The 22285-nt window shown below is 59.6% G+C and carries 12 protein-coding genes and 3 pseudogenes; 6 read left to right on the plus strand and 9 right to left on the minus strand.

Features of this window, described 5'->3' with window-relative positions; all coding sequences use genetic code 11:
• Positions 1–177 precede the first annotated feature (177 nt).
• Positions 178–1730, minus strand: a protein-coding gene (locus QFZ91_RS26905; RefSeq protein ID WP_429568996.1) for an IS3 family transposase whose coding sequence is annotated in 2 segments (ribosomal slippage) — positions 178–1268 and positions 1268–1730 — 1554 coding nt in all. Because the reading frame shifts where the segments join, the coding sequence is not laid out codon by codon here.
• Positions 1731–1802: 72 nt separating this feature from the next.
• Positions 1803–2225: a hypothetical protein gene (locus QFZ91_RS26910; RefSeq protein WP_429569167.1), complete on the minus strand. Its 423-nt coding sequence runs from the start codon at positions 2223–2225 to the stop codon at positions 1803–1805.
• Here QFZ91_RS26910 and QFZ91_RS26915 point away from each other — a divergent pair.
• Positions 2157–5198: an acetoacetate--CoA ligase gene (locus QFZ91_RS26915; RefSeq protein ID WP_429568997.1), complete on the plus strand. Its 3042-nt coding sequence runs from the start codon at positions 2157–2159 to the stop codon at positions 5196–5198. The two genes, QFZ91_RS26910 and QFZ91_RS26915, sit on opposite strands and share 69 nt — an antisense overlap.
• Positions 5199–6223: 1025 nt before the next feature.
• Positions 6224–7504 (plus strand): hypothetical protein, encoded by a 1281-nt coding sequence (locus QFZ91_RS26920; protein WP_309235193.1) that lies wholly within the window; start codon positions 6224–6226, stop codon positions 7502–7504.
• A gap of 158 nt (positions 7505–7662) precedes the next feature.
• Here QFZ91_RS26920 and rpoD read toward each other — a convergent pair whose 3' ends face one another.
• Positions 7663–9645 (minus strand): RNA polymerase sigma factor RpoD, encoded by a 1983-nt coding sequence (gene rpoD / locus QFZ91_RS26925; protein WP_429568998.1) that lies wholly within the window; start codon positions 9643–9645, stop codon positions 7663–7665.
• A 415-nt stretch (positions 9646–10060) separates the two neighbouring features.
• Between rpoD and QFZ91_RS26930 the strand changes: the two genes are divergently transcribed.
• A complete protein-coding gene (locus tag QFZ91_RS26930; protein WP_176369737.1) occupies positions 10061–10279 on the plus strand; it encodes a hypothetical protein in 219 nt (72 codons plus the stop codon).
• A 343-nt stretch (positions 10280–10622) separates the two neighbouring features.
• Here QFZ91_RS26930 and QFZ91_RS26935 read toward each other — a convergent pair whose 3' ends face one another.
• Positions 10623–11717 carry a porin gene (locus QFZ91_RS26935; protein WP_429568999.1) on the minus strand — a complete coding sequence of 365 codons (1095 nt, stop codon included), beginning with the start codon at positions 11715–11717 and terminating at the stop codon, positions 10623–10625.
• 1867 nt (positions 11718–13584) lie between these two features.
• Positions 13585–13904 (minus strand): annotated as a pseudogene (locus tag QFZ91_RS26940) (transposase); the annotation flags it as partial.
• A 247-nt stretch (positions 13905–14151) separates the two neighbouring features.
• Between QFZ91_RS26940 and QFZ91_RS26945 the strand changes: the two are divergent.
• The 3 genes and pseudogenes from QFZ91_RS26945 (at position 14152) to QFZ91_RS26955 (ending at position 18727) form a co-directional block, all read left to right on the plus strand.
• Positions 14152–15177: a trypsin-like serine protease gene (locus tag QFZ91_RS26945; RefSeq protein WP_429569000.1), complete on the plus strand. Its 1026-nt coding sequence runs from the start codon at positions 14152–14154 to the stop codon at positions 15175–15177.
• A 419-nt stretch (positions 15178–15596) separates the two neighbouring features.
• Positions 15597–16797: pseudogene (locus QFZ91_RS26950) on the plus strand (IS91 family transposase).
• A 607-nt stretch (positions 16798–17404) separates the two neighbouring features.
• Complete coding sequence (locus QFZ91_RS26955) at positions 17405–18727, plus strand: IS5 family transposase (RefSeq protein WP_429522490.1); 1323 nt, start codon at positions 17405–17407, stop codon at positions 18725–18727.
• 324 nt (positions 18728–19051) lie between these two features.
• Here the strand turns inward: QFZ91_RS26955 and tnpC are convergent.
• The 4 genes and pseudogenes from tnpC to QFZ91_RS26975 all read right to left on the minus strand — a co-directional run bounded on the left by tnpC (position 19052) and on the right by QFZ91_RS26975 (position 22193).
• A pseudogene (gene tnpC / locus QFZ91_RS26960) lies at positions 19052–20619 on the minus strand (IS66 family transposase).
• A gap of 30 nt (positions 20620–20649) precedes the next feature.
• Complete coding sequence (gene tnpB, locus QFZ91_RS26965) at positions 20650–20994, minus strand: IS66 family insertion sequence element accessory protein TnpB (protein ID WP_429568717.1); 345 nt, start codon at positions 20992–20994, stop codon at positions 20650–20652.
• Positions 20991–21449, minus strand: a complete 459-nt coding sequence (gene tnpA / locus QFZ91_RS26970) for an IS66-like element accessory protein TnpA (RefSeq protein ID WP_429568718.1) — start codon at positions 21447–21449, stop codon at positions 20991–20993. Before tnpA ends, tnpB begins: the two co-directional genes overlap by 4 nt.
• 3 nt (positions 21450–21452) lie before the next feature.
• On the minus strand, positions 21453–22193 hold the full coding sequence (locus QFZ91_RS26975) for a hypothetical protein (protein ID WP_429569001.1): 741 nt from the start codon (positions 22191–22193) through the stop codon (positions 21453–21455).
• Between the last annotated feature and the right edge of the window lie 92 nt (positions 22194–22285).

The raw sequence follows: 22285 nt of genomic DNA on the forward strand, positions 1-22285 counted from the left end.
CCCGTTCCCATAGGCAGTAAAGAAACCTGTGCCTGGCGCTGCAGTGGGGTGTTTAAAATACTCGAATGCCACCCCCACTTTTAATGGCGCGTTTGCGTAGCCGGCACCTACCGAATAGCCGCTGGCAGTTGTGAAATTTCCGGGAGCGGTGTTCGTCAACGTAGTTGTCATGTCACTTCACGCGCACTGCTTTAATTCGACCGGCGGCATCCGCTCCGGATTGAGCCAGACTTCATCCTTCAATTCCCAATTGCGAGTCGAGCGGGACCAACGCTGCGGATTGCGCGCCTTGGCCTGAGCGTACAAGACTTCCCGTTGTGCCAGCACCGCAGTGGCGACGCCGCTATGACGCTGCGCCGGCGTGACGAATTTCAGGCCGCTGTGTTTATGCTCGTGGTTGTACCAACGCACGAACTGCTGCGTCCAGGCGCGCGCCTCGTCAAGGCTCGCGAACGCTTTACGCGGATAGTCGGGCCTGTACTTGCATGTGCGGAACAGCGCCTCGGCGTACGGGTTGTCGTTGCTCACACGCGGTCGGCTGAACGAAGCCACCACGCCCAGGTTTTCCAGCGTGGCTAGCATCGTCGCACCCTTCATCGCACTGCCATTGTCCGAGTGCAGCACCAGCGGACGTCCCGCCAAGCCCTCGGCCAAACTCGTGCGCCGCATCAGCAACGACGCAAGTTCTGCAGATTCCGCTTCCTGGACTTCGTGACCGACGATCTTGCGGCTAAACACATCGAGCACCATGTACCAGTAGTAGAACTTGCCCTTGATCGCCGCCGGTAACCAGGTGATGTCCCACGACCACAGCTGATTCGGTGCTGTCGCACAATGGCTGGTGGGCATACGTGACGAAGGCTGCCGTGCCCGACCTCGGCGGTGCTGCTGCGAGGCACTTCGCAGCACACGGTAAAAGCTCGATTCCGACGCGAGGTACACGCCGCGCTCGGCCAGGCTCGGCACGAGCTGGCTGGGCGGCAAGCTGGCGAACTCAGCGCTATTGGCCACCTCCAGAATCTGTTGCCGTTCGGCCTCGCTCAGCCTGTTGCGCGGCGCCGGCCGCTCGGTCGTGGTCCGACCATCAGCGCGCTCCGCCTCGCCATCACGGACCCAGCGCTGGAACGTGCGCAGGCTCAGGCCCAGCTCCTTGCAAGCCTTCTCCAACCGGCTGCCCGACTGCACCGCCTCGCGAATCAACGATATACACATCAGGCGATCCGGGACGTTGATCAATCGTCCTCTTTGTCCCCCCAGACCGCCTGGGCTTTTTTTCTGAGAATCAGCAGCGCCGCCGCTTCCGCCAGAGCCTTCTCCTTGCGCTGCAATTCCTTCTCGAGCTGCTTGATGCGCTGCTTGTCCTCTTTGGACTGGTGACGCTGCTCGCGCGCCTGCTCGGCAGCATTCGCGTTGGCGGCCTGGCAGGCAGCCCGCCACGCAGCGATCTGCTCGGGGTATAGACCTTTGCGACGACAATACTCGGCCAGCTCCGCTGCGTTGAGCGGGGCGGCTTCCAGCACTACGGCAAACTTGTCTTCCGAAGACCATCCTTCGGGGTTCTTCCCGTCGCCCGGCACTGCCAGCCCTTGTCCTTTCGCCTGTCGGCGCCACGTGTACAACGTCTGTTCGGTAATCCCCGTTTCTCGTGCTAGCGCCGACACCGGCGCATTCTCCGGCGGCATCATGCGACGCACGAGGGCTTCTTTTCTTTCTTCTGGGTAGGCTTTCATTCATCCCGATTCTACCGCCCCCGGAGCATGTCTACGAATCAAACAACATGACATCTATTCTGACGCCGGGGGTTACCCGTTTGAGAGCGTACGGGAAGATTGATCTGAAGCAACACGTACGCGAAAAGCGTTGGAAAATTTACCTTTTAGCATCGTTCTCCGGGCGTGCCAGGTTACAGTGCTTTTATCAAGGTTCAGGTGCCCTATAAACCGCTTCTCAAAGTACATTTTTGCACACATAAAAAGAAGACGGCTCAATAGCATCAATTTGACGATAAACGGGCATCTTAAATCCGTCTCTTTCTGCATTTGCGTGGAGGAAATATGGATCGCCTGCAATTGCCCTGTGCGTCGCCTTACCCCGGTGTAATCCCGGAACGGGTTCCCATTTTTACCAATACCCCCGAGCGCGTCGCCACTTCTCAAATGACCGCGTTCACCGCGGCCTTGCAGGCGCACACGGGCCAGATCTTCGACAGCTACGAAACGCTGCACGGTTTCTCGGTACGGGCATATCGAACGTTCTGGCAAGTCTTCGTGGAATGGTCTGAAGGGCTTGAGTGGTCCGGCAGTATCGAACCCGTGTGCGTCGGCGACGAATGCGAGCACGCACAGTTCTTCCCGGAACTCGAACTGAACTACGCCGAGAACCTCTTAAGCTTGTCGGTAGCAAGGGCCGAGGCACCTGCGCTGACAGCCTGTCACGCCGATGGCCGGCGAGTACATCTGACTCGCGGTGAGCTGCGCGATCGCGTATCGCGTCTCGCGCATGCACTCACGGTATTGGGACTGCGCCAGGGGGATCGCGTAGTGTGTGTGATGCGCAACGACGCTGAAGCGGTCGTCACTGCGCTGGCGGTCACTGCGCTCGGTGCAACGCTGTCGACGGCTGCACCCGAGATGGGTGTCGAGACGCTCCTTGATCGTTTCACACCGCTCTCGCCGCGCCTGCTGTTCGCGCACGCAGCGGCGCAGACTTTCGACACGGGCGTACCGGTCGCGACCAAGATCGGCGAGCTGGCGGCTGCTTTGCCGTCGCTGGAATGTATTGTCCGTCTCGACGATGGCGCCCTACCAGATGCGGTCAAGCAACGAATCTATTCGCTCGATGAACTGGTCGAGCACAGCGACGCCGCATCGTTCGAATGGCGGCGCTTCCCGTTTAACCACCCGCTATTTGTCATGTTTTCGTCGGGCACCACCGGCAAGCCCAAGTGCATCGTGCACGGTGCGGGCGGCACTTTGCTGGAACACCTGAAGGAGCATCGGCTGCATAGCGATCTACGGCCCGGCGACCGGATGTACTTCCATACCACCTGCGCATGGATGATGTGGAACTGGCAGTTGTCGGCGCTTGCGTCCGGCGTCGAAATCGTCACCTATGATGGCCCGATCTCGACGGTCGACACGCTATGGCGCCTTGTTGCCGACGAGCGCGCCACGGTGTTCGGCACGAGTCCCGCTTATCTGAAGATGAGCGAAGACGCGGGGCTGATGCCGGGGCGGCAATTCAATCTAAGTGCCCTGCGCGCGATGATGTCGACGGCCGCAGTGCTGCTCGACCCACAGTTCACCTGGGTGCGTGATCATGTGAAACCGCTGCCTTTGCAGTCGATTTCGGGCGGCACGGACATCATCGGCTGCTTTGTGCTGGGCAATCCCAACCTGCCGGTCTACGCGGGCGAAGCCCAATGCAAGAGTCTTGCGCTTGACGTTCAGGCCCGCTCGCAGGGCGAGTCCGTCGACGGGATCGGCGAACTGGTGTGCGCAAACCCGTTTCCATCACGTCCACTCGGCTTCTTCGGCGACACGGACGGCACCGTCTTTCACGCCGCCTATTTCGCGAGCAATCCGGGCGTCTGGACTCACGGCGACCTGATCGAGTTTTCGCCGCAAGGCACTGCGAGACTGCATGGCCGCACCGATGGCGTCCTGAACGTGCGCGGAGTCAACGTCGGGCCGGTCGAGATCTATCGCGTACTGGATGACATCGAGGAAATCCGCGACGCGATGGTCGTTCAGCAGTCGTTGCGCAATATGACGGCTGGCTCTTCGAACGCAGCCCCAACGGATCAGCGTACGGTGTTGATGCTCGTGCTGCGCGAAGGCTTCGAGCTGAACGCAGCGCTGGCCGCCCGTGTGCGCCGCGACCTTGCACGTCGCACATCTCCGGCGCACGTGCCCGACCGCATCATCGCCGTCGATGCGTTGCCGGTTACGCACAATGGCAAGCCGTCGGAAGCGGCCGCACGCAACGCGATCAGCGGCCTGCCGGTGCGCAACACGGCAGCGCTGCGCAATCCCGAGTGTCTGGACGCGATTCGGCGTCACCCGGCGCTGAACTCGGCAACGCGCGAACTGGCGCCGGTGGGCCAGTCCCGGGAGGATCTCGAACGGCACTTGCAGTCGCAGTGGGAGAGACTGTTCGACATAGCTCCGATCGGTCGCGACGACAACTTCTTCCAACTAGGTGGCAATTCGTTGCTGGCGGCGAGGTTACTTGCCAGTGTGAATGAGTCGACCGGGCGCACGCTGCCGCTCGCGACACTATTCATCGCACCGACCATTGCGCGCCTCGCCGCGGCAATCGACGAGCCCGGAGTGCCACAATCTTCGCCGACGGTCGTACCGATACGAGCAGGCACGGGTACACCGCTCTTCCTGGTACACGGGGTGAGCGGCACCGTCATGGAATGCTCGGCGCTCATCGGGGCGATGCAGACTCCGCGCCCGATGTTCGGTCTGCAGGCACGAGGCCTCGACGGCGAGCAGCCGGCACAACGGCGCGTTCACGACATCGCGGCCAGCTACATCGGACAGATGCGCAGCGTGCAGCCGACGGGACCCTACGCGGTGGTGGGCTACTCGTTCGGCGGACTGATTGCGGTCGAGATTGCGCAACAGCTAAGCCGCGCCGGCGAGCAAATGGAATTGCTGTGCCTGATCGATACCTATGCGCACGAGCGTTGCCTCCCTTGGCGGGCCTGGCTGCGGCACAACCGTGACTTCCTGGGCTGGCACTGGCGCATGCTGCGCGCCGTGCCCAAGGCGCAACTTACGCACTACGTGAAGGACAGACTCGCGAATGTCGTAGATCATTTGCGCATGCGCAGTGGACGCATGGCACACCGCCCAAACAGCCACAACGCGATGATGCCGCCGGCCCTACGAACGGTGCGCGAGACGTTGCGGGTAGCGATGACGACGTATCGGCCAAGGCCCTATCACGCTGGACCGATCGTCTATGTACACGCGACCTCCGCGCTGCCTTACCGTAACAATCAGTTGACGCTGTGGCGGCACATCGCTCGCGGCGGGCTGGATGTCGTCGATGTGTCTTGCGACCACTTCGAGATGATCGCCGAGCCGAATGTGCAGGTCGTGGCTGCGGCGCTGGATCGGCGCCTGACCAGCAGCGACAAATCGGGATCCGGGTTTCCAGCGTTCGGAGGCGTCGCGTGCGCCTAGGCGATCGCTGGTCGCCCTCCGCCGCGTGGCAGAGCGCGACCAGCACCAACCGTTTTCATCCGGGTTAACCTTATACCGGAAAGAGCGTTGCCTACGCTGTTTGATCCGATGACACCAGCGATCCTTCACAACCCGGAGGGGACTGCGGCAGGCATGGGCCTTGGCCTCTACACTGTCGCTGCATTGCCACGGCCCATCCCGGAACAATAGGTGTTGAATCAAGCGGGCACGGGACGAGTTTCAGCGTCTGTATCCCGAGTTCGCTTTCGATTTCAGGTTAGCCTGTTGATCGCTAGGCGCTTGGGGACAGCTCGGCGGACGGATGACCGCCCCTCATGCGAAACTAGCCATCGTGGTGACACGAGTTCGGACGGCGGTTGCGGGTAAGTAGCCGCCAGATCTGCCCGACGCCCGAGCACTTGCCTTTGCTCTCACGCCATACGTCGAGGCAGAAATCATAGACGCCGCCAAGTGATGCCGGCGCCCTTGCCTCTATCAGTCGACGAGGCGGCCACCGACGACACCCAGATGCTGTACACAATGTCATTGCGGCGCGTCGGGATGCGGTCGAACTATGCTGGGCAGCAATGCTGCGTCGGCATGTCCTGCTGCAACGCAGACAGTCCGATGCACGAATTCTCCAGCGTCTGATACAGACACAGCGCGCGCCGATATCTGAACATCGCGCCTTGGCGGCATAGATGGGTGCCAGATTGCGATCGTTTGTCGCGTTGCAGATCGATGGGCGGCCAAGGCCAAGGTAGATTCGTTGAACCCACGCATGCTCATCGTTGCGGTCCCGAAGCTCGCTTCCGGCTCGTATACCGTCCCTATATGGGCAGGCTGGCGCATCCGATGCGAACATTGCCTCTCGTCTATAATTCACGAGCCAGAACATCAACGATCGCACGGAGCCACATTTTATGGGTCAACCCCGCGGACGATTTGCGGGACCTCGGGACAGCGGACAACGCCAACCTCGCCACGCGAAAAAGTCTCCGTCCAACCGGCCGGGACAACCATACGTGAAGGCGCCTCCTCGAGACTCCACTCAGACTGCGTCGATCTTCAAAACACGGTCGTTCCAGTTTCTCGTCGATGCGGTGGGTGCAGAGAATATCGCGCTCGGACTCGACTCGAACATGACGCGAGTTGCTGAATTGATGAAGGGTGAAAGATTCACGCCCGAGACCGCTTTTCATATGGAAACGACGCTTGGACTGCCGCATGGTTTCTTTGACCAGCCCCATCCTGCCCTCGCGCCCGAAACCATCGCCCGTCTGAAGTCACCGCTCGACTTTATCAAAACAGACAGCGAGCCCGAGGTTGCGTCTCAAACGCGCATACCGGCTTCCGCCCCGAACGGCGGCCAACAATCCATTCTTGCAGACAACCTGTCCGAGGAAACGGAAATGCCAAAGAAAGCAACGGGCGGATCGCCGGTGACCGTCAAAAAGAGTCGAGGCCAGTTGACCAGACCGACAGGCGCCCATGCGGCAAGAAAAGGTTCATCATCGAAACCCACAGCCTCTTCTGAAGCGACCCGGCAGCAACCGCTGGCGTTAGACGACAGCGCCACGCTTGAAAACATTCGACGGCAGAACCTCCTCGTCCTCACGGGTCGCAACGGCTCCAAAGCGCGCCTTGGTGTCGTCATGTCGATGACTAAGTCCAATACCGCCCATCGGCTATATGGCAAGAAGCGCATGGACGATGCCGAGGCGAACCGTTTCACGGAGCGCCTTGGTTTGCCGACTGGCTGGCTGGACACCCCGCGCTCGGAAGTGGAAATTCCCGAGTCGGTGTTACGTTTGCTGACCCCTGCTTCGCGCGGTCGGGGATCCGTTGCCCAACAGGAGTCGGTCGAGCCTGCGACGAAGAAAGGTGCCCCAGGCAAACCCGCATCTCCGAAGGCGCACACGCGGCGCGCGCGGACGGGCGTCCCGGTCGAGCCGGAAAACGTCTCGCCAGCTTCCGCGGACATCGCAGATGAGAACACGGCAATCGTCGTCGGCCCGCATGATCATATAAGCGATGCGCATGCCGAGGCCGCCGGTCGCTCTTCTGAAGGAAATGACGGCGAGTTGCCTACAGTGATATCGGCAACCCCTGAGGCACTTGAGCCTGCCGCAATCTCCCGGCAAAACCTCGTCCCACTCCCCGCTTCCGTCACCAGCCTGGAAAATCTCCACGGCATCGCGCCAATCGCGGAAGCATTGATCAAGACGTTGGCAGGAAAGGCGCGCACAGGACGGCTGGACGAATTGAAGGCTCTGGAACTTTTGCAGCAGGCAGTCCTGTTGTGAGTCGGCGATAGCGGACGATGACCCACTGTCCCGCGGAGCCCGACGCGCATCGGGCCCGCCCTGACCCAGAGGTATCGGACCGCAACTATCCGGTCGACAAGCGACTGCTCAAGCCCCCCTTCGAAACGGCACAAGCCTCCAATGCACGCGTCAGCGCCTTAATGGTCGAGAAATGGTCGTAGCTTGGCGGTGCGGTTCGGATGCGTCAGTTTTCGCATCGCCTTGCTTTCGATCTGCCGGATCCGTTCGCGCGTCAAGTCAAACTGTTTGCCCAGTTCCTCAAGCGTACAGTCAGATGCGGTATCGATCCCGAAACGCATCCGCAACACCTTTGCTTCACGCGGCGACAATGCGTCGAGCGCCGTATTGATCGCGGCGCGCAGATTCGCCTGCACGGCCGCATCGGCGGGCGACGTCGCCGTCGGATCTTCGATCATATCGCCAAGTGTCGCATCAGCATCGTCACCCACTGGCGTCTCAAGCGATAAGGGCTGCCTCCCAATCTTCAACATGGCGCGAACCTTCTCTTCCGGTAATTCCATGCGCTGCGCCAACACCGCAGGATGAGCCTCGCGTCCGGTTTGTTGCAGGATCTCGCGGGAAATCCGGTTCAGCTTGTTGATCGACTCCATCATGTGAACGGGAATCCGGATCGTGCGAGCCTGATCCGCAAGCGAACGCGTGACTGCCTGCCGCACCCACCACGTTGCGTAGGTTGAAAACTTCCAGCCGCGTCGATATTCGAATTTGTCGACGGCTTTCATCAGACCGATATTTCCTTCCTGGATGAGATCCAGGAAGTGCATGCCCCGGTTCACATATTTTTTCGCAATGGAGATCACGAGGCGCAGGTTGGCCTCGATCATCTCGCGCTTTGCCTGCAGCATCTTCGACTCGGCCGCCATCATCTGCCGGTTGATCTTCTTCAACTGCTGCAACGGCAGTCCGACCTTCGTTTCGATATCGAGAAGCTTCCGCTGTTCAGCCTGAATCGCCGGCAGACTACGTTCGAGGGCGGCGCCGTACTCGCGCGACGCCGCCGCCGTGCTTTCAGACCACGCGAGATCAGTTTCGCGTCCCAGAAACGACTCGACGAACTTCTCGCGCGGCATGCCGCATCGGTCAACAGCAATTTGCAGAATATGGCGCTCGACTGCGCGCACCTGTGCGACCTGCTGTTGCACATCGTTACATAGCCGATCGATGGTTCGCGCCGTGAATCGAATGGGCGCCAACTCGCGCTGGATCGCTTCACGCAGGTCCGCGCGAGCCACCCGCCCCTTACCCTGCGCAGCCTGGGAACCAGAAATCTGCTCGAACAGCTCGCGCACCCGGGCAAAAATAACGAGGCTGTCGCTCGTGAGTTGTTTCAGGCGCGCTTCGTTCGACCTCGCCGTGTGTCGGTCTTCAATCTCGCTGTGCTCATCGTCGTCGTCAGCGGTGGCCTGCTCGGTGTCCGGCGCTTCAGCGAAGTCCGTCGACGACTGTTCGACCGATTCGGTTTCCGCATTGATACCGTCAACCAGTTCGTCAATGCGCAGTTCACCGGCTTCAATCTGCTTCGCGCTCAGAAGGATCGCGGAGACGGTAACCGGGCACGCAGCAATCGTCCGGATCATTTCCTGGAGGCCGCCTTCGATTCGCTTCGCAATCTCGATCTCGCCCGCGCGAGTCAACAATCCGGTCGCGCCCATTTCACGCATATACATGCGGAAGGGATCGGTCGTACGCCCGAATTCCGAATCGACGCTGGAAAGCGCGACTTCCGCCTCCTCGTCGGCCTGGTCATCCAACATGGTTGCCGGCGTCGCGTCGTTCATAAGCAGCACCTCCGCTGAAGGCGCCTGTTCGTAGACCGCGACGCCCATGTCATTGAAGGTGCTGACAATGGTTTCAATGGCAGCGGTCTGCGCGAAGTTGTCCGGCAGGTGATCGTTGATTTCGGCATGGGTCAGGTAGCCGCGCTCCTTGCCGAGCTGAATGAGTGCGCGCATCTGACGCTGCCGCTCTTCGTCCGGCGACACTATATCCACCGGCAGCAGGCCTGCGGTTGCCTTGCTCTTCGATGCGCGCCGGGCCGACGCTTTCGGCGCTGATGCAGCTGTATCTGGACCTGAATTGCACGGATCAACCTTTGCCATACATTCTCCTGAAGGGGTTTGCCCGGCGATCGCGAAACCAGCGGTTGCCGGCACCGTGGCGGGCGAGTTGTACACATTCGACGGCTGCGGGGCAGGCACGAGATGAAGGATCGCAACGGGCAATGAACACGGCCCGCAGAACGAGCGGGCGATAGGGAAGCGCAAAACGTGGCGCACGAGGAGGAAAGGCTAGCAATGTAACACCACTTGCTGCACCGCACCAATCCCGCGAATTATTCGGCTGACACACGGGCCGCGATCGAATGAGGACCCGGCGGACCTGCCTGAGGTAGGCGATCGCCGGAAAGCGCGCGATCGAGCACCACGGGCATCTCCCGGTTGCCCCGCGTGTGACTTACCCGGTGCTTCGATTATGATATCCATCCGACGATCTTGACCATCTGCGGAACTGGCGATGAAGCCAATCAAATTGCGAGTATCGCGCGACGAAGCGGGCAACCTGCTGGACGATTTGACTGTATGGGCGAGCACCAGCGGCATTGACCCAGGGCTTTCCACCTTCAATACGCCCCATACCTTGTCGAGCACCAATTCGCCCGTTGTCTATCATGTCTATGTGGGCGAGAGCTTTTTCGAGCAGTTCCCGGAGTGGCGCATGTTCATCGAGCAGTAACCGGTCACCCCGGCTATGCAAAACCGGCGACAACGCCCAAAGATTTAGAGACAACTGCGTGTCAGTCGCAATCTTTTCAATTCATTTGACGACAGCGGCCAGCAAAGTGGGAACACCGCAGCGGCGTTCGCGCCTCGCTTCGATATCGGCAGCGGCCGGCCGTTCAAGACGGAAGTCGATGCCTTGACGGGCGAATTCAGCGCGGCGCGCCAAGTCGTTGACCGCCTATGCAGCGTCCGTTCTATCCGACAAGCGGCCGGTTCAGCTCACAAGGAACAGCTGGTTGCGGAGTAGCGTCGTTTGCTGCGCGCTTCGCGGCGTCGTAAGCCGACATCATCCAGCCCTAGAAGCGGTGCCGGATGCCCGTGCCGGCGAGCAACTGGTTTTGACTGCTCGACGGATCGTTGGTGTTGATCACGGCAGGCGCGCCCGATGACGCGTGCTGATAGATCGTTTCCGCATACACGTCCGTACGCTTCGACAGTTGATAGACGGCCTGCAGCGCGCCCTGGTGCCAATGCGCCGAAGAAGCGTCGGAGAAGACGTACATACCCGCTAGCGAGAGGGCGGGCGAAGCTTGCCAGACCGCGCTGATCTCGTAGTTACTGAATCCGATCGACGGCAAAGCGCCGCCGTTGTCCGCGTCGGCAACGCCCGTGTAGATGGAACGCGACCACGCCCCTGCCAGCGTCACATCGCCGAGCGCATAACTCGCGCCGGCGGCGATCACATCCTGCTTTTGCACACTGGCGTCGATCACTGTCTGACCGCTGCCGGGCAATGCCGACGGCGAGTAGGCACCGACCTCGTTGAGGCCGCGTCCGTTGTTGCGCATCCATACGACACCGGCATTGAATGGGCCATTGCCGTAGTTCGCAGCAATGCCGTATGCGCGGTTCTGCGCGAACCGGCCCGCAGTGTTGGAGAATGCATACATGCCGCCGAAGCTGAACCCGTTCAGAGAGGCGCTTGCATATTTGACGGAGTTCGCGGCGAGGTAGGAGTTGTTGGCATTGTCGTTGTCAAACGGATGCGCGAACGCGGTACCGCCGGCTCCCCCTGTCAGCGTGAAGGGCGCGAAATAGTCGTGAATCAGGTCGTATTGGTGGCCAAGGGTCAGCGTACCGAGGGTCTCGGATTGAAGTCCCACGTACATCGGATGCTCGTTGAATCCTTCGCCCGAGGTGACCGAGTAGCCACGCTCCATGCGAAAGAGTGCTCGGGCTCCGCCGCCCAGATCTTCGGTACCTTGCAACCCCCAGAAACTGCCATCTATCAATCCCGACGTCGCGCGATATTGCGCATGTCCATCCACGTTGCTGACGTAGGCGAGGCCCGCATCGAGCGCACCGTATAACGTGACGCTTTGGGCTGAGCAGGTAGAACTGAGAGGCGCTAGCAATGCGCCGGCCAACGAGCAGTAGTGAAGTTGGTTCATGATCAAAAAGAAAGGGTATTGGGGCGGAAAATGCCGAACGCACCAATGCGCTCAAGGCACACGGGTGCCACGCGAGATTGCCGGTAAAGTGCCGATGGATCGAAGCTAGTCAGATCGGCAGATCGATTGACGGCGAGATCCGGATGATGTTGTCAGCCGCAAAGGCTGGCGCAAGGAGGTGACTGTGACGTTCATGTGCGGCTCCGTGGGGTTTCGCACCCCGGTTTGTCCGATACAGGAACGAAAAGAGATCTGACTCCTGCCACAGGCAGGAGAATGCCAGGACAGACACAGTGGCGCGACCGCGCCGGATTCCCCCTTTTTCGTTCGATGGAATGTAGTTATCATTTGGTCACTAACGGCGATGCAAACTGTCGACGGGACAACAAAGGAATCGCGGGATTCTAAGTTTCGGTGAGCGTAGTGCCTGCCGTTGGATATGACAATAAGGCACTGCCTAGCGAGGATTCCCTGCGCTCCAACGGAATGGCCGATGAGCCGCTGTGATGTGCCGCGGCAACAGTTGAGAACGACTATTCCACTCGGATATCCCCGCCTTTGCAACGCAGGCTACTCGATCGGCAGTTGAGGGTCGAGATCGTGTGGAAACTCCCTTTTCACGGTTAATGCTGAACAGCAACTGGCCGGCTCTTCGTCATTGCCTGCATTCCTCTATGTTGCAAACTGCCGTGTCGATATACATCACAAAAAACGCGCAGCAAGACATTCAATGCTACGCTTTTCTGCGGAAAGTGACCACTGCCTAAGTGATAACAAAGGCCTATTTTTTGAATAGGCCGCATTTTCTTATCCCTAATAAACCGCTGTCGCAAGTTATACCTCAATAGCAGGGGCGATATCAAATAAAGATAATTTATGCCTATAGGAAAATCTTTGATGGGAATCTCCAGTTCCCCGACTTCACAAGCGTTATGGATGGTATGCGAGAGCCCTGAAGTTGGGGCCGTGTTCCGCCGCCCCGGAAGCATCGCGAAGAGGTGCCCGAGCAATGCAGACAGCCGGATACTGGGAGCGGCAGGAGCCTAAGCCAGCAATTAGTGCAGGCAAAGGAAGCTCGAAGATCATGGAAAAGGACCGCCAAGACTGCAAAGACGTGGATACGGGACGTACGGATACCTTTGGTTTTCCTCATGTCTCGAACGAGAAGCTCGCGCGACGATCTCTCAGCACGGACCTCCATGATAAGCAACATCGACATCAATATATTTGATACCCCATCCTTCTAGTGAAGGCGTAGAGAATTTCGTAAGATACGTAACCTGCGGCGAGGGCAAATTAATTTCGGTGTATTAACGTTTTCCAATATGGAGTGTCTATGAAAAATATGAAGCGAGTGCTATGTGGTGGCTTGCTGTCCGTTGCTCTAGTGGGGGTGGCGGCGCAGGCTACTGAGGTCCCGATCCAAATGTACTCAATTCCAAGTCCTGCGGACCCTTTCGATACTTCTACCTACTACTGCGGGCCCGGCGGGGAAGATGGGCATGGGAGTCACGCGGCGGAGCAAAGCGACCGGTCTTTGAGCCTCGCATAATGCCTACGAGAAACTAGGCAATGACAAAAGGAAATCCCACATTCATCAGCGGCGCGAGGTGAAAGGTGACATTGGCCGATGTCGGAAGCTAAGGTGCGCTGGCTAAACTGACTCACCAAGTCGATGTTTATCTTAGCGAGATTACTGAGGCTGGAGTCAGCAATCCTCCGCGGACGTGTTCTGCACGAGTCGCGCATTTACGCAGTGCTTCAATCGAGTTGGCTCATAACAATCCGCGGAATGTTGAACATTTAGGCTTCCGGTGGAAATCGAGGTGTGGGAATTGCAGGGACTTACTGGCAAGTTTCTGGTTCCTCGAGGATTACCGGGGAACGGACCGCGGATCTTGAGGAAGAAATATTTCTCGTCGCGGTACCCGTAAGCGCGACGTTTAATGACCTTGATGGTGTTGTTGATGTCCTCGACGACGCTGGTATTGAGCGGACGCCGGCAACGGGCCGCCATGCCATGCCATGCCAATAGCCTTGCAGACGCTGGGCGAACAATGTCAGAGCGGCAATCCCGCTTTGCCGGGCTTGCTTGAACCACTGCTCCTAGGCCTTTTGTACCGAGGCGGGTTTGCGGCAGAAGCACAGCCGTTTCAGTTCGTCGCGCAGCGCGTAGACGCATAACAGCGCCGGACCTCAGGACCTTTGATTTTTTGAATCTTTTCGGACCCAACAGCCATTTTTTGCACCAAAGGTACGTTTCCCCCCGAACGGGGGTGCTGGAGCGCTGTGCCTACCTTCGTCGTCAAGGTAAGCCGCTGCGCGGCGACGAAATGCAACAACGCCGATAAAAGTGGCAAAAACCCATGTCCCTGAGGAGCGAGACATGCAGACGAACCCGAACGAACTGATCTGCTGAACCCAGGCCCGCGAGATGGCCACGGACGCCGCCCAGACCGACATGGTGCCAACGAAGGCGAGCCGGACGCCTGAAATGGGCCTCGCGAACCACGACTTTCCCGATCCCGACATCCCTGAGAGGACTCGATCCCTGATGAAAACCCTACCACTGCAAAAGCGTGTGGCATCCCTCGCAATGGCCATCGCCATCACCCTCGCATCCTCGGTCGCCACGGCGCAAACCCCGGGCGTCGTGCAGCCTCGCAATCCCGACCGCGCAGTCCTGCCGGTCATCTCTGGCTCGAAGGTCAGCGTTCCAGATGGATCATGCACCGTAGGGGCGGTGTTGGTGCCCAAGAGCATCCTCCACAGACTGACGCCTTACCAACGTGCCACACGATGGCTCGTGCTTGCCAAGCACTGCGCGCCGATGTACACCACCATCCAGGTGGGTACCATTGCCATCGGCACCGTCGTGTGGCAGTCGGCTGCCTCGGACATCGAGCTTGTGCGGGTATCGCCCAAGCCGAATCCGAGGTCCTTGCAATGCGCCTCCACCTCTCACAGCGCAGCCTTCTGCAGTCCGGTCCAGACTTATACGCCCCTTGCGAATAACCAGGTCTTCATGCCGCGCGCCGGGCAGGAAGCGCGCCTTGCTGTTACCGGGTGGTCGGACGCGCCGGATGAACAGTTCTGTACAAGCGGTTGGCGCACCGGCGTCCGCTGCGTGTGGCGAGGCATGTCTCTCGCGCCGGGAGATTTGAAACCGAAGTATGAACACATCGATGCCGCGGCCTCGTCCGAGTTCGACAGCGTTGACAAGGGCGACTCCGGCGGACCGGTCGTCACCTACGACCGGCATCTGATCGGGATCATCTCCTCCGGCGAGGCTGAGGCCCGTTCCATCGTCTACTACACGCCAATGCAACAGGTGCTGTACGAGCTTTACAGCTACAGCTTCGCCCCGGCCGACCTACCCACCGATGTCGGCGAGGACAATCCGCTATCCCGCAACGGTGAAAACGCCGGTTGGGAACTGGCGCCGACCGACGACAAGTGAGGTGCCCGGTCGCGACCCACTGCCGGATGAAGGCGAGCGGGTCGGCGTTCATGACGTCGGCCTGTGTCGTCAGCATTCCGTGCGGGTAGTGGGAGTAGCTTTGCTATGTGGTTGAGTCGCCCCTGAAAAACCCAGCAGTCCGTTACAGAACAAGGTAAGCCGCTGCGCGGCGACTAGAACCATCCCCCGCTCGCGGCCAACGCCGCAGGCAAGCCCGCCGTTGGCCGCGAGCGGGGGATGGTAGAGTCGGAGGTGTCGCGCACGGGAGGTACTGATCATCAGAACCGTCAGTCCGATCAAACAGCTGCTGCAGACCGGCGAGGCCTGGTGGCGGTATTTCAAAAAAAAGCATGAGCATGAGATCCGCTCGGCGGTGGTGGACAACGTGGTGCGCCTGCTGGCTTGCGGACTGGAAAGTAATGGGCTACGCGAGCCACTGCTGCTCGAACGGAGCCTGCCCGCATCGCAAGAAGGTGTGCTTCAGCTGCAAGAGCCGGTTCTGCCCCACGTGCGGCAAGAAGGCGACGGACCAATGGATCGCCACGCAAACGGCAAGGCTGCCGCAAACGCGCTGGCAGCACATCACGCTGACGATGCCCTCGGCCCTGTGGGAGGTATTCAGGCTGAACCGCGCGTTGCTGAAGGCGCCCAGCCGGCTGGCTGCGGGCATCATCGAAAAAACGGCGGCCCGCAAAGGCATCCTGCCGGGGATCTTCACGGCGCTGCACACGTTCGGGCGCGACCTGCAATGGAACGTGCATGTCCATCTGAGCGTGACCTGCGGGGACTTAACGCCCGACGGCGAGCAGTGGAAGTCGATGTATTTCGTGAAGGCACAGGTCATGCCGATGTGGCGCTACGCAATCGTCGATCTGTTGCGGCAGTCGCACGACGCGCTGGTTCTGCCGCAGGAGCTGAAAATGCGGTGCCCGGCAAAAGTGGCGTGGAGCCGCTGGCTGGATGGTCACTACGGCAAGCCATGGATCGTCCATTTTGCGCCACCGTCGGACAGCCATATCCGCAACGTGAACTACCTTGGCCGATACATCAAACGCCCGCCGCTGCCGCAGTCGAGGCTGAAGCATTACGACGGCTTTCCACCGTGGAAGTTGGTCAATCAGCAGACCCAGCGTTGGATTCGGGCAAGCTGTTCTGGGGCCATGGTGCGCGACCTGCGTTCCATCATCCGGGTTGCTCAGGACCGTCGAGGTCAACCAAGCGCGTGCATATGGCGGTGGACAGGTTGAGGCAATTGCTCGCGGTACGTGTGACGCTGGGCAAGGAACAGAAGCGCGCGCAGGTCAGAGAGTTGGCGCGGCAGGTTCAACAGGCGACGGGCCAGACGCTCAAGGTGGCGTTTGCCGACCACGGATACACTGGCGAAGAGTCCGCGCAAGCGGCACTGGACGAAGTGCATTGAGCTTAAGTCATCAAGCTGCCGGAGGGCAAGAAGGGCTTTGTGCTGTTGCCGCGCTGCTGGGTGGTGTCGAGCGCAGCTTCGGCTGGCTCAACCGTTTCCGTCGTCTGGCAAGCGACTACCAGCGGTTGCCTGCAACCTTGGCTGCTTGGCACTTCTCCGTATTCTCCCGTGCTTATGCTCGTCCACTTTCCAGCCCTTAACAAAACGGTGATGGTCGGACGCCCACGCTAAGACAGCAATTGCCAATACGATAAGCACTGTCTGCAAAAGTTGACCTCTCAATTGGTGATCGCGGAGATCATGTGTATCCTCTTTGAACAAAAGTTGTCCGGTATCGAACTGAAGTAAGAGCATTCACATCACACCGGAAATCGACGTGCCCAAGTGGTGTAACTTCTCAACTTCCATCCTCTCTTCTCGAGAATAGAGAGATTGGTCTTTCCTGAGCCCCCAAAAACGTGAGCCGCCAAAAACAAAACCCCTATCGTACTTTGGGTCGCTACGAACATCACATTCACCATACGGTCCAAAGTGGCGTTGCGACGGAGGATAATGCAGCCCCCACCGATGTCACGTGATAGCAATTCTCCTTTTGTGATCGCGCAGTGACCTTCGGTTTTCGTTTAGTGTGTGGGTAGCAAAAGATCCTGCCAGACAGGGCTGGCCCATAGCAGGAGTTTACGTAGTCGAGCCTGATCAATTCGGAGAGCCTTGCGTGGCAGAGCTTTGAGGCCGAATTGGTGTTGTGAGATTTGCAGGATCCTGGCACATTAACGTGAGAATCCTGCATTTTTCGACGAGGTGCGAATGGGTCCGAAGACGCCTGTGACGGAGGGAGATTTTTTCCGCCAGCCGCTGCGCGAACAGATCAACCTGAAGCATCCGTTGATACGTTTGGCCGACCTGATCAACTGGGAGCGACTGGGCGCATCAATGAGCGAAAGCTTTGTATCGCGCAAGGGACGACCGGCGACATCGCCGAGGCTGATCGCCGGGTTGCTGTATTTGCAGCACGCGTTCGACCTGTCCGACGAAGAGGTCGTCTGGCAATGGGTAGAGAACCCGTACTGGCAGGTGTTCACCGGCGAGACCTACTTGCAGACCGAACCTCCGATCGACCCATCGAGCCTGACGCGTTGGCGCAAGCGAATGGGCGAAGCCGGCGTTGAAGAGTTGCTGGCCGAAACGATCGAAGCAGCAAAACGCGCTGGCGTGATCAAGGCTTCGAGCGTCAAGCGCGTGATTGTTGATACGACCGTCATGGAGAAGGCGATCGCCCACCCAACCGATTCGCGCCTGCTCGAACGGTGTCGCGAACATCTGGTGAAAGCCGCGGCACGGCACGGTCTGAAACTGAGGCAGAACTACAACCGCGAGGCGCCGCATCTGGCGCTGCAGATTGGCCGCTACGCTCACGCGAAACAGTACAAACGCATGAGGAAAGCGCTGCGCACGCTGCGCTCGCGCGTTGGACGGGTGATGCGCGATGTGGAGCGGCAGGTCAACCAGGTGGCCGACCTAGGCTGCGCTGAATTAACGGAACTGATCGCCCGCACGAGACGCATTCTGGCGCAGAAGCCGAAGGACAAGAACAAGCTTTATGCGCTGCATGCACCGGAAGTCGAGTGCCTGGCCAAGGGCAAGGCGCGCAAGCCGTACGAGTTCGGGGTGAAAGTTTCGATCGCGACGACCCACAAGGAAGGACTGGTGGTTGGCATGCGCTCGATGCCAGGCAATCCGTACGACGGGCACACCCTGGCTGAAGCGCTGGAGCAGGCGGCGATCCTGTGCGACGCCACGCCGGAGGTCGCCATCGTCGACCGTGGCTACAAGGGTGTCGCCGTCGATGGTGTGAAGATCTACCACCCGGGCTTGCGGCGGGGCATTACACGCGGACTACGCGCGATGATCAGACGGCGCAGCGCAATCGAGCCAGCAATCGGTCACATGAAGACAGACGGAAAACTCGATCGCAACTGGCTCAAGGGTGCGCTCGGCGACGCGATGCACGCGGTGATGTGCGGCGCAGGACACAATCTACGGATGATCCTCAGGAAGCTGCGGCTTCTTTGCGCCTTCATTCTGACCGCCTTGTTCAACCACCGACTTGCTCGGCTTCAATCCCCGTAACTACGGTGCTCGGCAAAACGAATTGTTCAGGACGGACTACGTACAGTCCTCAGCGCCGTTCCTTTGGCTGCATGTTGAACTAGGCAGCCTGGCATGGGGCTTCCTAGCCGTGCCTCTGGCAAAAGCGCGCGGAGCGCACAGCGGCACCCGTTTTCCCAAATGCGCTGAGCCGGTCGATGAGTTCCACAAAACTTGCCAAGCTTGCCGTGCGAAGTTGATAGCACGCGATACGATTGCGCTCACAGATCCACTGTAAGCGGCTCAGCTGGGCCGTTCGTCCATTCGCGGTGCGCGTAAAGCATGATGGTGAACTGGAGCTGCCGGTCAGGTAGAGGGCTTTGGCGAACTGGCTGGCGTGTGCAGCTTGTCGGCCACACGCCAAGGCAGGAGCTCGTCGATGCGATTGATTTTGTGACCGGCGATATGGGTTAGCACATAGTCGAGGTAGGCACGCGGATCGATGTCATTCAGTGTGCAAGGCCAATCAATGCGTACATCGCGGCTGCGCGTTCGCCGCCGCTGTCTGAGCCGGCGAATAAAAAATTTTTCCGACCCAGGCTTACACAACGCAGCGCGTTCTCCGCGATGTTGTTGTCGATCTCGAGCGTACCGTCTTCGCAATACAACGTCAGTGCGCTCCACTGGTTCAGCGTATAGTTGATCGCCTTGGCCGTATCGGACTTCGACGACAGCGTTTCGAGCTTTGCCCTGAGCCACGCTTCGTAGATCTGAAGCAGAGGTCTGGCATTCTCCTGCCGTATTCGCAGCCGTTCGGCGGCGGGCTTGCCGCGAATGGAGGCCTCAATGTCATAGAGCCCGCCAATATATTCGAGTGCCTTTTGTGTTGTGTCAGATGGCGTGCGCACATGGATGTCGTAGAACTTTCTCCTCGCGTGGGCATGGCATGCCGCCTCGCGTATCAAGCCATCGCGGAACAATTCGTCGAAGCCCGCGTAAGCGTCCGCTTGCAGAATCCCTTTGAAGCTGGCGAGATGGGTTTGAGGATGGATGCCTTGCCGGTTCGGCGAGTACGCGAACCAGACTGAAGCAGGTTGCGCCGAGCCGGAGCGATGATCGTCGCGCACGTAGACCCATAGCCGGCCGGTGCGGGTCTTCCTGTTGCCCGGTGAGAGCACCGGGATCGGCGTGTCATCCGCGTGCAGCTTGGTGGCGGACACGGTATAGCGGCGCAGCGCCTCTGTTAGCGGTGCGCACAGTGCCTCGCACTGGCCGACCCATCGGCCCATGCTGGCCCGGTCAAGCGTCACGCCGTCGCGCGCCGCGATCGCCGATTGCCGGTACAACGGCTGGTGGTCTGCATACTTCGAGACGAGGATGTCTGCCAGCAAGCTCGGATGGGCGATGCTGCGCTCGATCGGCAGGCCGGGCATCGGTGGCTGGGTGATAGTACTGCAGGAGGGGCAAACCAGTTTGCGCCGGATCGTGCGAATGACCTTGAACGCAGCTGCGACCCGGGCGAGTTGTTCGGACACGTCCTCGCCGAGCACCTGCATTGGTTGACCGCAGTCCGGGCAACTCGATTCGGGCCCGAGTACATGATCCTCGCGCGGCAGATGCGCGGGAAGCGCTTGCCTCGAAGATGCTTCGTCCGTCCTCGCAATCGAGGCGGACGCATTTGCACCGCGAGCCTGCGCACGCTGCACATCCGCAACGCCGCGCCCGGCGGCCAGATCCTCGAGTTGAGTCTCGAGCGTCTCGATTTGCCGCTGCAGCTGCTCGGACTTGCGACCGAACTGCATGCGCCTGAGCTTGTCGATCTGGGCCTTGAGCTGCTCAATCTCGACATCGCGTTCGGCAAGCAGACTACGAGCCTCGACCAGCAAGGCCTTCAGGAGTTCGACATCGTCAGGAAGATCGGCGCCGCTCGACATGCGCCGTAGTTTACGAGTCTGCCGCGCGGTTTACAACATCGATAATGCGGCGGTGCGACGGGGCTGTCGCCAGTCGATGCCCTCAAGCAGCATCGACAGCTGTGCAGAGCTCAGATGCACCTTGCCACCGTCGGCCTGGGGCCATATAAAACGGCCTCGTTCAAGCCGCTTCGCGAGAAGCCAGATTCCGTCCTCCGTGGCCCAGAGAATTTTTATCAGATCGCCGCGACGGCCCCGGAAGATGTAGACGTTGCCGCCCAGAGGATTCTCCTCAAGCGCTGTTTGCACCTTCGCTGCCAACCCCTGGAACCCGCATCGCATATCGGTGACGCCAGCAGCGATCCAGATGCGCGTGCCTGCCGGTAGGGAGATCATGAGCGCAGACTGCCCAGCACGATCCGCAACATATCGGCATCAACCAGGCCGTCCACTTTAACCACCGCACGACCGATCCGGATCTCGATCGTGCCGACCGGTGAGACAGGCTTCGCGCCCAGCGCTTGCGCTTCTACCGGAGCTGATGCAATGACCTCTGTTGGCGTGTCGCTGAGCAATACGACCGGAATGAGCCCGGCAGATCGAGCTTGCTGATCGTCCAGATATCGCCGCCGCCAGGTGAACAGCATGTTCGCGTTGATGCCATTCTCCCGGGCCAGCTTTGAGACTGATACGCCAGGCTCGCAAGCTGCCGCTGCCAGTCGCTCACGAAGCTCCCGGGGGTAATTCGGGCGCCCCGTTCGTGTACCTGGCTTCTTCTCTGCAGACTGTGTCAAAGTGGTGCCCATCAGATCGGAAATGATGGACATCACTTTGATGTCGACCTCAGCCACCGTCTATAACGGCCGGCACGAGCCGCTTACGATCCACTCGAACATCTTCACGGTATCTTCGTCTATACAGTCGGCAGGGAACATGAGCATGTCCACATCCGGCAACGCGGCGGCCAGCAAACCGGTGCAGTCCACCGTGTCGCTGCCGAGCGCCATCGTTCCACCTGAGGCTTCCACGAGCCACTGGATCGCAGAAAAAGATCCGGGCCGCCCCCCGACATACAGAACGCGCTTGCCCTGCAATGCCGCGAGCGGATGGGCCTCCCGACCTGATAAGTAGGATGAAGGATTATGCAAAACCCGCTCCATCGCACTTGCTTCCGCTTGCAACGCTCTATTCAGTACATCCATTTTGCTCAGTTGTATTCGCATTGCACGTGTGCTTTCACGTTCGGCCGCAGCGCGCTTCTCCGCGCTGTCTCTATAAATCTTATGAAGGGCGATCAGATCGTCACTTTCAGTGAGTGCTTCGCGCAGCTTGAGGATTTCCCTACGCAATTCCAATTGAGTCGCCAGTTGCTCGTTCCGGCACGCAGCGAACCGTTGTTTCTCTATTACTGCATCGCGCTCTGAACTAGCGACCGGGTGTGCGGCGTCCGTAGGAATTCCTCCACAAACGGAATCCGGCGCTGCCTGTAAGCAGGCGAATGCGGACCGGTTCATATGCATCGCTGTTTCGTGATGGGCTTTCATTGCGACGCCGATCATCGGATTATCGGCAGCGGTGTCGGCATTTTTTGACAAAGCGAGAACTCCGTCGAAATTCTATTGGTGCATAACAGGCGGCTTGCATCAGCGCAGCACTTTCTATTGAATCTTGCCGTGTGTTGGCACCG

The organism is Paraburkholderia sp. JPY419 (genome assembly GCF_050435705.1).
GTDB lineage: Bacteria > Pseudomonadota > Gammaproteobacteria > Burkholderiales > Burkholderiaceae > Paraburkholderia > Paraburkholderia youngii.